14 protein-coding genes and 1 other RNA gene are annotated in these 13,670 nt (G+C 64.0%); 5 read left to right on the plus strand and 10 right to left on the minus strand.

The window, feature by feature from the left end; all coding sequences use genetic code 11:
* Positions 1 to 420 precede the first annotated feature (420 nt).
* The 7 genes from VGG89_03595 to ffs form a co-directional block, all read right to left on the minus strand.
* Entirely contained in the window at positions 421 to 1,269 is an 849-nt protein-coding gene (locus VGG89_03595) for a GNAT family N-acetyltransferase (protein HEY1975606.1), read from the minus strand.
* Positions 1,262 to 1,846 (minus strand): RdgB/HAM1 family non-canonical purine NTP pyrophosphatase, encoded by a 585-nt coding sequence (gene rdgB / locus VGG89_03600; GenBank protein ID HEY1975607.1) that lies wholly within the window; start codon positions 1,844 to 1,846, stop codon positions 1,262 to 1,264. The genes VGG89_03595 and rdgB overlap by 8 nt, the downstream gene beginning before the upstream one ends.
* A gap of 17 nt (positions 1,847 to 1,863) precedes the next feature.
* Positions 1,864 to 3,687 carry a translation elongation factor 4 gene (lepA, locus tag VGG89_03605; GenBank protein ID HEY1975608.1) on the minus strand — a complete coding sequence of 608 codons (1,824 nt, stop codon included), beginning with the start codon at positions 3,685 to 3,687 and terminating at the stop codon, positions 1,864 to 1,866.
* Positions 3,688 to 3,697: 10 nt separating this feature from the next.
* Entirely contained in the window at positions 3,698 to 3,985 is a 288-nt protein-coding gene (locus VGG89_03610) for a YggT family protein (protein ID HEY1975609.1), read from the minus strand.
* A 13-nt stretch (positions 3,986 to 3,998) separates the two neighbouring features.
* A complete protein-coding gene (locus tag VGG89_03615) occupies positions 3,999 to 4,928 on the minus strand; it encodes a M23 family metallopeptidase (protein ID HEY1975610.1) in 930 nt (309 codons plus the stop codon).
* The gene (locus VGG89_03620) at positions 4,925 to 5,428 is read right to left on the minus strand and encodes a DUF4446 family protein (GenBank protein ID HEY1975611.1); all 504 of its coding nucleotides are present in this window, start codon (positions 5,426 to 5,428) and stop codon (positions 4,925 to 4,927) included. Before VGG89_03620 ends, VGG89_03615 begins: the two co-directional genes overlap by 4 nt.
* 19 nt (positions 5,429 to 5,447) lie before the next feature.
* An RNA gene (ffs, locus tag VGG89_03625) (signal recognition particle sRNA small type) lies at positions 5,448 to 5,546 on the minus strand.
* A gap of 88 nt (positions 5,547 to 5,634) precedes the next feature.
* Between ffs and VGG89_03630 the strand changes: the two genes are divergently transcribed.
* Together VGG89_03630 and VGG89_03635 are read left to right on the plus strand one after the other, a co-directional pair.
* Positions 5,635 to 7,302 (plus strand): M3 family metallopeptidase, encoded by a 1,668-nt coding sequence (locus VGG89_03630; GenBank protein ID HEY1975612.1) that lies wholly within the window; start codon positions 5,635 to 5,637, stop codon positions 7,300 to 7,302.
* Positions 7,302 to 7,790 carry a YbhB/YbcL family Raf kinase inhibitor-like protein gene (locus VGG89_03635; protein HEY1975613.1) on the plus strand — a complete coding sequence of 163 codons (489 nt, stop codon included), beginning with the start codon at positions 7,302 to 7,304 and terminating at the stop codon, positions 7,788 to 7,790. The genes VGG89_03630 and VGG89_03635 overlap by 1 nt, the downstream gene beginning before the upstream one ends.
* Before the next feature lie 4 nt (positions 7,791 to 7,794).
* Here the strand turns inward: VGG89_03635 and VGG89_03640 are convergent, their stop codons facing one another.
* Positions 7,795 to 8,733, minus strand: a complete 939-nt coding sequence (locus tag VGG89_03640) for a hypothetical protein (GenBank protein HEY1975614.1) — start codon at positions 8,731 to 8,733, stop codon at positions 7,795 to 7,797.
* A 74-nt stretch (positions 8,734 to 8,807) separates the two neighbouring features.
* Between VGG89_03640 and VGG89_03645 the strand changes: the two genes are divergently transcribed.
* Genes VGG89_03645 through VGG89_03655 form a run of 3 tightly spaced genes read left to right on the plus strand, consistent with a single transcriptional unit; the run spans position 8,808 to position 11,450 of the window.
* Positions 8,808 to 9,038, plus strand: coding sequence for a CDGSH iron-sulfur domain-containing protein (locus VGG89_03645; protein HEY1975615.1), 231 nt, complete (start codon positions 8,808 to 8,810; stop codon positions 9,036 to 9,038).
* A gap of 1 nt (position 9,039) precedes the next feature.
* Positions 9,040 to 10,209 (plus strand): homogentisate 1,2-dioxygenase, encoded by a 1,170-nt coding sequence (locus tag VGG89_03650; protein HEY1975616.1) that lies wholly within the window; start codon positions 9,040 to 9,042, stop codon positions 10,207 to 10,209.
* Positions 10,210 to 10,244: 35 nt separating this feature from the next.
* Entirely contained in the window at positions 10,245 to 11,450 is a 1,206-nt protein-coding gene (locus VGG89_03655) for a flagellin (protein HEY1975617.1), read from the plus strand.
* On the opposite strand, the gene fahA is transcribed toward VGG89_03655, so the two are convergent.
* Together fahA and VGG89_03665 are read right to left on the minus strand one after the other, a co-directional pair.
* Positions 11,447 to 12,745 carry a fumarylacetoacetase gene (gene fahA / locus VGG89_03660; GenBank protein ID HEY1975618.1) on the minus strand — a complete coding sequence of 433 codons (1,299 nt, stop codon included), beginning with the start codon at positions 12,743 to 12,745 and terminating at the stop codon, positions 11,447 to 11,449. The genes VGG89_03655 and fahA overlap by 4 nt on opposite strands.
* A complete protein-coding gene (locus VGG89_03665; GenBank protein ID HEY1975619.1) occupies positions 12,742 to 13,668 on the minus strand; it encodes a hypothetical protein in 927 nt (308 codons plus the stop codon). Before VGG89_03665 ends, fahA begins: the two co-directional genes overlap by 4 nt.
* Between the last annotated feature and the right edge of the window lie 2 nt (positions 13,669 to 13,670).

Consider the following 13,670-nt stretch of genomic DNA (forward strand, 5'->3'; position numbering starts at 1 on the left):
CGATCTCCGCTTCTAACCTTCGTAGCGACCCCGCTCCTCTAACGAGGTCACTGATGTTGTTTACCTTCTTGCCACGAACGTGGTCGAACTCCAAGACGCGGGGATCATTTTCACCGCAATCGACGCACGGGTGGCTCATGAGATAGCGAGCTACGACGGCGCGGTTCCTTCGGCGGTAATACGCGAAGTTTCGTTTTGTCCTCCCAAGAATAGTCGCCACATTTCGGTCATAATACTCGCGACAGTAGAGTCGGCCGCAGGCGTGGCAGTAACTTCCCGCATGCGGATGACCGCGGCGGGGAGGAAAAGATTCTAAGGGTAGCTCCATCTTGCATCTGCGACATTGTTTCATTAAGCAATCGTCGCAGACCGGTGTGCCACCAGTATTGCACTTTGAAAATCCCTGTCGCAGAAAATAGTTTAGAACGCGAGTTTGTGAAAGCCGACGTACCGATCGAGTTCCGAGCGCGCGTCGCGCGCGACGGCGAACGTTTCGTCAATTCGCATTCCGGCGCGTAACGCCGCCCGCGTGACGCGAAGGTTCGAAGCCGGTACCACCAGCGTGCACCACGAGGCGCCGTAGGCGCGCTGTAGGGTCAGCATGCAGAACGCGAAGATCTGGCGCGCGTACGCACCCGACGCAACGGCGCACGGACCGATGCGGCCGTCGGGCCAGACGTACGCGTAACCGACGAGCTCCCCCTGATTGAAGAACGACTGTCCCGTCGCGGCGGAGTTCCAGATGCGATGAGCCTCCGGACGCACGGCGCCGCGCGTTTCGCGATCGAGCGTGTTGAGTGCAAACGAGTGTCCCAGCGGATCGAGCGCGCTCACTTCGAAGCGGTAATCGCCGGCCGCCATCGAGGCGAGCGCGTCTTCCTTAGGAATAGCGCCCGACAGTGAGAGGATGACGTCGTGATGGGGTAAGCCGAACTGCAGCGCGAGCGCGACGCCCGACGGATCGGCGAGGTTGATCGCGACTGCGCGCGTCGCTTCCCCGCTGTCCTCGAACGCCGCCTCGACCAAACGCGTGCCGATGCCGTGCCCGCGGAAACTCGGCGTCACGTAGACATCGCCCAAGTAGCGCTCTTCTTCCATCGAGTCGCAGGCCGCGAGACCAACGACCTCGCCGTCGTCGCGAGCGACCCATGCGGTGCCGCCGTCGGCGGAGACGAGCGAAAGGCGCATCGTCAGCTCGTCGACGTGCCGGCGCGCTTGAATCGCGCGCACGTCGTCGACCGAGGCGAGCTCGACGCGTATCTCAGTCATCCGATTGCAGCGACCTCAAAAGCGCGTCCGCCGCGTGGCGCCGATGGCTCACCGCGTTCTTGTCTTCGGGGGTCAGTTCGGCGAACGTGCGATTGTGGGGCGGATAGAAAAAGATCGGGTCGTAACCGAAGCCGCCTTCGCCGATTTCGCGCGTCGTTATCGTGCCCTCGACCGTACCGAGCGCAACGTTCGGCTTGCCGTTGGGAGCGATCAGCGCCATGACGCACACGAACCGCGCGGTTCGCCCGGCTTCGGGAACGTCACGCATCTCCTCCAGCAGTGCTCCGCGCCGCTGCGTCCACGGACTTTCTACGCCCGCGTACCGCGCGGAAAATACGCCAGGCCGTCCCTCGAGCGCGTCGACCTCGAGCCCGCTGTCATCGGCGAGCACGGCCGCTTCGATCCCGGCATTGCGGATTTGCCGGTCGAGCGCGCGTGCCTTAAGCATCGCGTTGCCGACGTAGCTGGTGGCGTCTTCGGAAACGTCCGCGTAGTCGGCATACGTATCGAGATCCAATCGGGACCCGGCAAAAAGCTCGCGCAGCTCGCGAAGCTTGCCGGCATTCTTCGACGCCACATACGTCTTCAGGGCAACTACTCCAACCGTAAGACGGCCATAAAGGCTTCTTGCGGGAGCTCCACTTTGCCGACGCGTTTCATGCGCTCCTTGCCGGCCTTCTGCTTCTCCAGCAGCTTTCGCTTGCGCGTGATGTCGCCGCCGTAGCATTTGGCGAGCACGTTCTTGCGCATTGCGTTGACGGTTTCGCGCGCGACGATTTTTCCGCCGATTGCCGCCTGAATCGGAACGTCGAACATTTGGCGCGGGATCAGTTCCTTGAGCTTCTCCGCTAGTGCCCGCCCGCGCGTCGCGGCGCGGTCGCGAGCCACGATGAACGAGAGCGCGTCGACCGGCTCGCCGTTGAGCACGATCTCGAGCTTGACCAAGTCACCCTCGCGGTACCCGATGACGTCGTAATCGAGCGACGCGTAGCCCTTCGTGCGCGATTTCAGCATGTCGAAAAAATCCACGATGACCTCGATGAGCGGCATCTCGTAGGTCATGATCACGCGGCCGTCGTGGAGGTATTCCATATTGGCGAGTGTTCCGCGGCGGCTCTGCGCGATGTCCATGATCGTGCCGACGTAATCCGGCGGCGCGATGATCGTCGATTTGACGTAGGGTTCTTCGATCGAACGGATCAGGTTCATGACCGGCAGTTTCGAAGGGTTGTCGATCATCTCGACGTTCCCGTCGGTCTTGGTGACCCGGAAGACGACCGAGGGCGACGTCGCGATGAGGTCGAGGTTATAATCTCGCTCGAGGCGCTCCTGAACGATCTCCATGTGCAGCAAGCCCAAGAAGCCGCAGCGGAATCCAAAGCCCAGCGCGACCGACGTTTCAGGCTCGTACACGAGCGCGGCGTCGTTGAGCTTGAGTTTCTCGAGCGCGTCGCGCAGCTCGTCGTACTCCACGCCTTCGTTCGGGTAGAGACCGCAGTACACCATGGGCACGGCCTTGCGGTAGCCCACAAGCGGCACGTGTGCCGGATTGTTCGCCGACGTCACGGTGTCGCCAACGTCGATCTCGCCGAGCGACTTGATGTTCCCAATCACGTAGCCGACGTTCCCGAGATCGAGCTTGTCCGTCGGGCGCATCTCCGGTCCGAACACGCCCACCTCGGTGCACTCGAAGATGCGCTGGTGGGCCATCGACATGAAGCGCGTTCCGGCTGTAAGCTCGCCGTCGACGACGCGCAGGTAGCTGACGACGCCGCGATACGGATCGAACTGTGCGTTGAAGACGAGCGCACGCAGATGATCGCGATGCCCCTTGGGCGGCGGAATGCGCGTGACGATCGCTTCGAGGATGTCCTCGATCCCGACGCCGTTTTTGGCGCTCGCGAGGATGCATTCGCTCTTCTCCATGATGAGCAGCTCCTCGACTTCACCCATCACGCGCTCGGGATCGGCGGCCGGCAGATCGATCTTATTGATGACCGGAATAATCGTGAGGCCGTGCTCGACCGCGAGATGATAGTTGGCCAGCGTCTGCGCTTCGATGCCTTGCGCGGCGTCGATGATCAAAATCGCGCCTTCGCAGGCTGCCAGCGAGCGCGATACCTCGTACGAAAAGTCGACGTGACCGGGCGTGTCGATCAGATTGAGCCGGTACCGTTCGCCGTCGCGCGCGCGATAGCTGAGCGTTACCGGGTGCATGCGGATCGTGATCCCGCGCTCGCGCTCGAGGTCCATGGCGTCGAGCGCCTGCTCCTCGAGGTTGCGCGACTCGATGGTGCGCGTAATCTCCAGCAGACGGTCCGAAAGGGTCGTCTTGCCGTGATCGATGTGGGCGATAATACAGAAGTTTCGAACGCCGCTCGCGATCTCGAGCTTGTGAGGGTCTTGCCGCACGGTCACGTCGTCGCTGCTAGAAAACGGGATAGCAGGCACTAAACGCGGCGTGCGCCAGCGCGGGCCGGATCAGGAACTGCAAGACCGCGAACAGCACGAGAAAGGCGATATCGAATCCGCCGATGGGCGGAATGATTCTGCGAATCGGTACGAGCACGGGTTCGATGACCGCCGCAAGATAGTACGTCCAGCGGCCGCGCAGGTCCGGGATCCACGATAGGATCGCATACGCGAACAGCAATAGCGTGTAGAGGTTGACGATCCACATTAGGACCTGCGCCCCGGTGCAAAACAATCCGTTCACGCCGAGTCGCGTTCTATGGCAGCGATGCTAAGACATTCGAAGGCACGCCGTGCAGGAACGGCGTGGGGTCGATCGGCTGCCCTTGGTACATCAGCTGGTAGTGCAAATGCGGGCCGGTCGCAAAGCCGGTCGCGCCGACGGCGCCGATGGACTGCCCTTTATAGACATGCGCTCCGACCGAGACGTCGGCGCGCGACAAATGCGCGTACCAGGTGTGATAGCCGTTGCCGTGGTCGATGTCGACCTTGATGCCGTAGGCGCCGTCGTAGCCATTGGCAACCACGGTCCCGGCGGCGGCCGCACGAACGTTATCGCCATAATCGGCGCCCAAGTCGACGCCTTCGTGAAACTCCGAGTCGGGATAGGAACGGTAGCAGAAGCAGCCGATCACGTCCGCGCCGTCGACCGGATCGATCGAGGGAATAGCGGCGATCATCGCCGCGCGCTGGAGCGCGTGAATGTGTTCGAGGTTGAGCACGCGCAGCGCCAGCGTCTTGATGCGATCCGATTCGCTCGCCGTTTGCGACGATGCGGTGCGCAGCGCGTTCACGCTGGCGGCGACGTCCTCGAGCGCGGGTCCGGGGCGGACCCACGAGGTGCGCTGCAGGCCGGACGAGGGCGAGTGCGTGGGTGCCGGCGCGCCGATGAGCTGCCGAATCTCCTGATTCTGATGCTGAACGTGCTGCAGCTCTTTACGAAGCGCATCGGTCTGCTGGTCGATCGCGCTCAGCGCCTTCTGCTGCGCATCGGTCTGCCCGCGCAGGTTGGCGACCTGGGCCCGGGCGCGTATCACTTGGGCTCCCGCAAACGCCAGCGAGCCCAGGACGACGATTGCCAAAGCACAACAGACGGCTGCGATATGACGCCGCCGCACCCAGAACCGGTGAATCGTGTCGCCCCGCTGCGGGACGATCTTCACGTAAAAGCGATCGTTTATCTTCATGCCTTCGATGAGGAAGTTCTAGCGAGCTCGATCGCTCGCAGTTCTTCTTCCGACGCGTTGGCTGCGGGTTTAAACGATTTCACGGACTGCCCGTACGTACGAGTGTCGGTCCGCGAATAGATACTGCTGATGACGACGCCGTCGCCGGCGCGATTGAGTAGGGCTAAGGCGTACGAAAGATCCGAACCCGTGTCTTCGAACGCGTTATAGCGAACGAACCCGACGCACGAGACATCGCTCGCGGCCAGGCCTTCGAGTTCGTCGAGCCGGCCGCTCACCCTCTCCATAGCCGTTTGACCCGCTGCTAGGCTGCTCTCAAGGCCTTTCAGCCGCTCCGAGGCCGCCCCGCCGCTCCCGCCGATGAGGTCCTCGTGTTCCGCCGCCATGCGCGAAAGCGCGGTCAAACTCGGCCTGACCGCCGCCATATGGTAGATGAAGAGCGCCGCCAAGGCGCCCAAAAAAGCGGCTAGGGCCGCATAGATGGTCGTGTTCGGCATCATAAAGGCTGGAAGCCAGGACGAGGGCCAGGTGGTTCACGGCACCCGTAAGGGCCCGCTTACCGTTGCTTCCTTCCGGACCTGGCGGGGTTCACGGGGTTACGCCGCGTGAAGCCCAACCCCCATCATGGCCCCGCCATGATACCACATGGCTCCCATGGGGCAACTTGGGAAGTCACACCCACTCCGCTCGCCAATGAGAGAGCCCCGTGACGCCCGTCCTTGCACTCCTCATCGCCCTGATCTGGCCCCGCGACCCGGCATCGGTTTCCGGCGCCTGCGCGAACGCCGCCACGCAGCTCAAGACGAGCGTCGATACGGTCGCTGCGCGAAATCGCGGTTACACGTTTTCCAATACGGTGCTCCCGTTGGAGAATGCGGTTGCCGACGCTCGCGATCGCGTGTCGGCGGAGCGATTCATGTGGGCCGTCGCGCAAGACGGCGTTCTCGCCGGTGCGTCGCGCGACTGCAGATTGCTGTTCGGGCAGACGATGATCGACGTCTGGGATAACCGCCGGCTCTACGCGGCGTTGACGCGCGTCGCCGCCCATCCGCCGCACGATGCGTTCGATCGCGCGTTGACGTTGATGTGGGTGGATCGTCTCAAACGCGGTGGTGCGGCCGCCGATGCGGCGCGCCATGACCGGTACGCGGGCTACGCTCACGACCTGGCACGCGTCCAGGACAGCTTTTGGCGCAATCTCGCGCACGATCGAACGACGATCCGCGCCGGGCGCCGCACGATCGAAGTCGATAACGGCACCTACGAGTTTCTGCGCACCGAGCGCGACGCCGACGCGCGCGAAGCGTTTTATAAGGCGTACTACCGGCGCGCGGCCGACGCGAACGTTCCGTTACTCGAGCGCGCGATCTCGCTGCGCGATCGAATGGCGCACGCGCTGGGCGTGGAGAGTTGGGCGGAATACCGCTTAAGGTCGACGGCGCTCGGCGGCTACGCGCAAGCCCAGCAGTTCCTTGCCTCGGCCGCAACGGCATACGCATCGGGACGGCCGCCCGACGGGGTTTTGCCGTGGGATCTCGCGCACGACGACGACGCGCCGGTGCCGCCCGCGCGAACGATCGACGACGCGCTCGATCCGGTCGGCACGGCGTTCGGTCTGCGCTTTACGCGCAACGCCGAAAACGTCTGGGCAGCCGGAGTCGCACGTTACGACGTCAATGACGAGTCGACGCAGCGGTTGCTCGGAACGATCTACGTGGATCTCGTGCGCCGGCCCGGCAAGCAAACCGCGCAAGGCGCGTATGCGATTCTTTCTCCGCGCGGCGCGCGTCCGGGTGTCGTCGCGATCGTCGCAAGCTGGCCGGGCAAACCCGGAACCGTTACGGGGGACCGGCTCGTCGATTTCTACCGCCTGATGGGTCGCGCCATCGCGCTTGCGTTGCCGGCGGTGCCGTACGAATCGCTCGCACGCGTTTCGCCCGAAAGCCAGGACACCGTCGCCGCCGTCTTCGAGCGCTTCGCACGGCCCGACGGGCCGCCGGCGCGCGTTATGCTCGAGCAGACGGCGATCGCGCAGATCGATCTGGCGTATAGCTCGAGCGGTTCGCACGTCGACACGAGCGCCGTTTGGCAGCGCATTGCTATGGCGACGTTTGCGCCGCTCTACGATGCGGGAACGTATCCGCAAGCAGCCTGCGACGAGTTCGTCGCCGGCGACGCCGGGGTACTCGCGCTGCGGCCGTGGAGCCAAACGTATGCCGCGGACCTATACGCCGTTCTTGCTCCCGGCGGACGCGTTGATTCTAGTGCAGCCGAGCGTTTTCGCCGCACCGTTTTAGCGCCGGCCGCGAGCCGGAGATTCGAGGACGAAATGCGTGACTTCTTAGGACGCGACGCGCACGCGGTGATGCCGTGATGATTGCCGGCATCGTCCTCGCCGCCGTCACGATGACCCTCCAAAGCGGCGACTTCACTCCCGGCGGGACGATTCCACGTACCGACATGTCCACCGACTGCGGCGGCGGAAACTTTACTCCGGAACTGCAGTGGAGCGGCGTGCCCCCTGAGACGAAATCGTTTGCGTTAATCGTTCGCGATCCGGACGCCCGGGTGCCGGGCGGCTTCGATCACTGGGTGCTCTACGACATTGCGGCCAAGACGCGACAGCTCGATCCCAACGCGCTGCCCGCGGGCACGAAAACGGGAATGGCCTCGACCGGAAAAGCGGCGTATTACGGCCCGTGTCCCCCGCCGGGACCGGCGCATCACTACGTCTTCACGCTCTACGCGCTCGACGTTGCGGGCATAACGGCCGATACGCCGCTAACGGCAGCCCAGCTCGTGCAGCGTATCGGCAATCACGCGTTGGCGGAAGCGACGCTCCACGGCATCGCCTCACACTAAAGCGTTACTGTTTCGTAAAATCCGGCGGGATCGAAAACAGCGCATCGGCATCCGCGCCGCTGAACCACTTGACGTTGCCGCGTTCGATCACGATGGCCGCCGAGCCGCGCGCGCCCATGTTCGTGTTCATCAGCGAGTACATGACCAGGCGATCGCCGTCGGACATCGCGTTGCCCGTGCCCGTGAAGTGCATGTGCGGCTGGCAGCCGCCGCTGCGCTGCGCCATGCCGCCCGCGGTCATCGTTCGCGGCAGCGGGCAGAACGGGCGAGGCACGTGGATTTGAGAGACGTACTTCGTCATCGCCATGTTCATATTGCCGTTCTGGCACGATCCGGTAGCGTTGGCCATCGTCATCGTCATGTTGTTGTCGGCGCCGATCGTCGCGATACCGTCGATGGACAGCGGGCCGAGATTCTTCGAGGTGCCGCTCATCGTCATGTCAACCGTTCCGGGCTGTTCCGCCGGGGCGCCCATCATGTTTGCGTTCATCGCGGGCATCGCCGACGGACAGGGCGGCTGGGTCGTCGTTACGGTATACGTTTTCTTCGCGAGGTCGAGATTGATGTACTGATGCTCCTGACACTTTTCTATGACCGCGGTTTGCGCTACCGGATCGTCGGTGCGAATCCAACCTTTATAATAGGCATAGCGGCTCAACTGTCCGACCTTCATACGCTGCATCATCTTGCGGGCCGCATCGGGTATCCCGGCCTCGTCGTCTCCACCACCGCTGCCGGCAGATAAAACCGCCTGATAGTCGACCGGGAAGCTTCCCGGCGGCGGTGCGGTTGCAGGTGGAAGTGCCATCCGATTGATCTCGTCGTATTGCAGCGCTGCCGGCGTCGGCGTTGCGGCGGCGGCGACGGCACCGTGCGTGCGGCCGATGGGCGTGACGAACGCGGCGAAAACCAGAGCCGCGACGACCGAGACTGCTCGCTTCATTCTAGCGTCCTCCAAGTAGCTCCGTGAAAGCACTACCGGAGTGCGCCGCAGGGGCGTCGAACGCCTTGCGCGACATGTCAGAAGTCGTTATCAAGGTTCGCGAGAGCGGCCCCTATCGTATTACCGGTCCGTTCACGTTGATCGACGCCGACGGAACGACGTACGAACTTTCGGGCGAGAACGTCGCCCTTTGCCGCTGCGGCGGGTCGAGCACGAAACCGTTCTGCGACGGCTCGCACCGCGAGAACGGATTCTGCGCCACTGAACGCGCGGCCGGCGCGGCAACCGTTTCGGAGGACGCCTAGCATGCCGTCATACGTTCGCTGCGGCGCGGTCCCGCACAAGCGCCACATCCAATTTCGAAAGCCGGACGGCGGACTTTACGCTGAGGAGCTCTTCTCGACGAAGGGGTTCGAGAGCGTCTACTCGCTGCTCTATCATCTTCGCCCGCCCACGGCGACGCTCGACGTACGTCCGTGGCAACGGCCCGAAGTGCGTCTGCTCGCCAACGAGCCGCTCCGCAACCGGCACTTTAAAACACATCATCTGACCGCGCCCGCAACCGACGCGATTGAGTCGCGCTCGCTCCTTTTGGGCAACGACGACATCCTCGTTTCGATCGCGCTCGCCCAACGGCCGATGGAGTACTTTTACCGCAACACCGGCGGCGACGAGCTGCTCTTCATTCACGAGGGCAGCGGAACGATTCAGACGCAATTCGGCGAGCTTGCGTACCGGCCGCACGATTACGTGATCCTGCCGACCGGAACGACGTATCGCGTGCTTCCGTCGTCGCCGACACGAATGCTCGTGCACGAATCGTCCGGTAACGTCAAAATCCCACGCCGCTATCGCAACGAGTTCGGGCAACTCGAAGAACACGCGCCCTACTACGAGCGCGACTTCCGCGCGCCCGTGCTCGGTGCGCCGGTCGAAGGCCAAGGCGAATACGAAGTGCGCGTGACCAATCGCGGACGCCACGCGCTCTACACCGTGCAGAATCATCCCTGCGACGTCATCGGTTGGGACGGATACTGCTATCCGTACGCGTTCAACCTCGAAGAGTTCGCGCCGATCACGGGTAAGCTTCACCAGCCGCCGCCCGCGCACGCGACGTTCGAGGCACCCGGGGCGGCATTCTGCGCGTTCGTCCCGCGTTTGTTCGACTATCACCCGCTGGCGATTCCGGTGCCGTACAATCACTCAAGCGTCGATTGCGACGAAGTGCTGTACTACGTCAGTGGAAACTTCATGAGCCGGCGCGGGGTCGAGGAAGGCTCGATCACGCTGCACGCCGCCGGGGCGCCCCACGGGCCACAGCCCGGCGCCGTCGAGTCCAGCTTGGGCAAGACCTCGACCGACGAGATCGCCGTGATGGTCGATACCTTCAAGCCGCTGCTCCTGGGCGAGGCCGCCCTGGCTTGCGAGGATCCCGAGTACTACCGTAGTTGGATAGAAGCGCCCGCCAAAGCGTAGTCCTGGGCAAGTAACCCTGGTATACTAACCGGGTTATGGCCATCTCGAAGGTCACGCCCGATCATGCCCTGACGGCGCTGACCCAGTCGCAGCAAGCCCTCCAGACCGCCCTCACGCGCGAGTCGACGGGCAAGCGCCTGAACTCGGCCATCGATGGACCGTCCCAGTACGCTATCGCCACGTCGCTGCAGACCCAGGTCGCAGCGTTTAACGCTGCCAGCCAGAACGTCCAGACCGCGTTCAACGCCACCGACGTCGCGACGCAAGCGCTCGATCAGACGACGTCGATTCTGTCGCAGTTACGTACCCTCGCCGTCGCCGGCGTCAACGACTTTCTCTCGCCGACGGATCGCGCCGCGCTGCAGACGCAAGCCAATCAGCTGGTCGCGCAAGCCAATACCATCGCACAGACGACCAACTTCAACGGTGCGCCGCTGCTCAGCGGGCAGTTCGCCGGACCCAATGCCGGATCGGCCGCGCAAGCGAACGCGGTGACGAACGCGCCGCTGGGGCAAGGCGGACAGCTCGTCGCGCAGATATCCGCGGCCAACGCGAACTTCCAAAATCCCAACGGTCCCGCGCAAGGCTTCGGCGGCGTCTCAACGCAGAACTCGACGATCCAGATTCAGATCGTCGCCGGTCCCAACGGCCAAGCCGTTGCAACGGTTACCGCCGTCGACAGCGCGACCGGCCAGCAAATCACGCTCCCGGGACAGTTCAATCCGGGCGCAACGGTCAGCGGACTCGAGAACGTCAACATCAAGCTCGGCGATTTCACGAGCGGCGATATCGGTCAAGTCGCGACGATTCAAGTTCAGCAAGCGGTTCCGGCGAACACGCAGAACTCGGCGCTTCAAGTGCAATCGGGCGCGAGCGAAGGCAACGTCACGAACGTCACCTACGGCAACGCGTCGGCTGCGGCGCTGCAAATTGCCGACGTTAATTTGTCGACGAGCGCCAACGCGACCAATGCGATCGGACAGCTCGATCACGCAATCGCGCAGCTCGGACAGACGCAAACGGCGTTGGGCTCGCAGCAAGCGGCACTGCAGTATCAGGTCCAGGCCAACGACGCCACGGCCAACAACCTGCAGACCGCCGAATCGAATCTCGCCGACGCAAATATCGGTGTCGAGAACACGAACGCGACGCTCTCTTCACTGCAGCAGCAATTGACGCTCGCCGTGTTGGCGCAGCGTAACACGCAGTCCGCCGCAGTGCTGACGCTCTTCGGCCGTTAAGCTTTCGCCGCCGCGACGATCTCGCCGCGCGCGCTGCCGAACCCGATACGCCGCGCCCCGGGGCGTTCGCACCACCCGCGCATGACGACGGCATCGCCGTCCTGCAAGAACGTACGCGTCTCTCCGTCCGGAAGCGCGATCGGACGCTCCCCGCGCCACGTCAGCTCGATCAGGCTGCCGTAACTGTCGGGCGTCGTGCCCGAGATCGTTCCGGATGCAAAGAGGTCGCCGGGGCGCGTGAGGGCGCCGTTTGAGGTGGCGTGCGCCAGCTGCTGCGCGACGTTCCAATACAGACTGGCCGACGACGTCCGCGAGATGACGTGCGGCGCGACGTTCCGGCGGCGCATCGATTCGGTTTCCAGTTCGACGGAAAGGCGGATATCGTAGGCCGCGGCGTTTTTCGCTGCCAGATACGGCAGCGGCGGCGGATCCTGGTGTGCCGGCGGCACGACAAAGGGCTCCAGCGCGTCGAGCGATACGACCCACGGCGAGACCGTGGTTGTAAACGACTTGCCCAAAAATGGTCCGAGGGGCTGATACTCCCACGCTTGAATGTCGCGCGCGCTCCAGTCGTTGACTAAGACGAAACCGGCAACGTGTTCGAGCGCGCCGTCGACGGGAATCGGCACGCCGAGCGCATTGCCCGCACCGGTAAAAAATCCAAGCTCCAGCTCCACGTCGAGCATCCGGGTGGCACCGAACGCGGGATGCGGCTCCGACGGCGGCTTGCGCTGACCGTTCGGCCGCACGACCTGCGTACCGCTCACGACGATAGTCGCCGACCGTCCGTGATAGCCTATGGGAATCCAGCGCCAGTTCGGCAATAGCGGCTCGGCGTCGGGACGAAACAGCTTGCCGAGATTCGTCGCGTGTTCGATCGAAGAATAAAAGTCCACGTAATCGCCGATCGATGCGGGCAGCAACATGCGCACGTCGCGCACGTTGCTCACAAACTCGCCGGTGTTGCTTTCCCGCAATGCGGGGTCGCCGCCGGTTCGCAATAGCGACGACAGCCGGCGGCGCAGCGATCCGGCGGCGGCGCGGCCGGCCGCAAAAAGTGCGTTCAGTTCGGTCGCGCAAAACGCCGCGCGATCGCCCGCGTCGTCGAGCAGCCCCGCTTCGGCGAGCCCGCGAACGTCGAGAACGCTATCGCCGATGGCCGCGCCGATGCGCGGCGTACCGTTCGCCCGCGCGAAGACGCCGAGCGGAAGGTTTTGAATCGGAAAGTCGCTCGCGTCGTCGACCGGCAGCCACGACGTCAGCGCCGGATCGTTAGTGTCGCCGGCATAGGTCATGCGAGCGGGGGAATGAGGGCGAGCGCGGTAAGATCGTCGACCGGCTCTTTGAAGCTGCAGCTCCCGTAGCCGACGAACGACGACTTCCGCACGGCGCGCAGACGATCGATATCACAGCGAAGGTCCCGCCAGGCAAACGCGTCGTCCTCGAAAGCAAACGTCGAAGGATCTTCTTCCGCGACGATCGCGCGCAACGTCGATTCATCGCATCGCGACGCGAATGCGGCGGCCGCTAAGAGATTCAAAAATCCGTGCATCGTGAAACCGGTCGCGGCGTCGAGGTGGCGCACGGGGTGGTGCAGCCCTGCGGTTGCCTTAAACGGCAGTTCCTCTTCTTCGGCTGCCGCAATAAACGCAGCCACCGTTTCGACGCTCGGAAATGCCGCGGTGTCGAGACCGCCGCAGCGCAATTTCACGCCTAGCCGCGCGCGTTTCGCGGCCGCGCTGGGCAGCGCTGCGCGCGGGAGCTCCGCGTATGCCGGTAGATCGCGCAGCGCTTCGCGCTCGAGCAGCGCACCGAGCTGTCCCAGCGGCGCGTCGACCGTTTCGCGTTGCCAGCGCGGCGGCGGAATCGACACCTCGATGGCTTCGACGCGCGCACCCGCCGCGCGCTGCCGCGCGATCGCCGTAAGACTTTCGCCCGCGACCTCGAGCCAACGGCCGGTATCGGCGTCGGGAGGCAGCGCGACGTTGACGAGGACGGAGAGCGGAAACTCGCGGCACGCGTCGCCCATTTCCTCGATGCGCGAAATCGGAACGATGAACCGTCCGAGCATCCAGGCGTGCGCGCCTTCGCGAGCGGCGGCGTACTCCGCGAGGGCCTCGTTCATGCCGAGCGCCGCCGGCGGAAAAAGGCCGGCATAGTCGACAAGGCTCTTGAACGCGGCATGTGCGGAGCGGCGCAGCGCAAGCGAAGTACTCACCT

This window comes from Candidatus Baltobacteraceae bacterium (assembly GCA_036488875.1).
GTDB lineage: Bacteria > Vulcanimicrobiota > Vulcanimicrobiia > Vulcanimicrobiales > Vulcanimicrobiaceae > JAFAHZ01.

Coding starts and splice junctions, on each gene's coding strand:
- VGG89_03640 (HEY1975614.1), bottom strand. CDS start 8,733: ATGAAGCGAGCAGTCTCGGTCGTCGCGGCTCTGGTTTTCGCCGCGTTC.
- VGG89_03645 (HEY1975615.1), top strand. CDS start 8,808: ATGTCAGAAGTCGTTATCAAGGTTCGCGAGAGCGGCCCCTATCGTATT.
- VGG89_03595 (HEY1975606.1), bottom strand. CDS start 1,269: ATGACTGAGATACGCGTCGAGCTCGCCTCGGTCGACGACGTGCGCGCG.
- VGG89_03655 (HEY1975617.1), top strand. CDS start 10,245: ATGGCCATCTCGAAGGTCACGCCCGATCATGCCCTGACGGCGCTGACC.
- fahA (HEY1975618.1), bottom strand. CDS start 12,745: ATGACCTATGCCGGCGACACTAACGATCCGGCGCTGACGTCGTGGCTG.
- VGG89_03620 (HEY1975611.1), bottom strand. CDS start 5,428: ATGATGCCGAACACGACCATCTATGCGGCCCTAGCCGCTTTTTTGGGC.
- VGG89_03635 (HEY1975613.1), top strand. CDS start 7,302: ATGATTGCCGGCATCGTCCTCGCCGCCGTCACGATGACCCTCCAAAGC.
- VGG89_03615 (HEY1975610.1), bottom strand. CDS start 4,928: ATGAAGATAAACGATCGCTTTTACGTGAAGATCGTCCCGCAGCGGGGC.
- VGG89_03650 (HEY1975616.1), top strand. CDS start 9,040: ATGCCGTCATACGTTCGCTGCGGCGCGGTCCCGCACAAGCGCCACATC.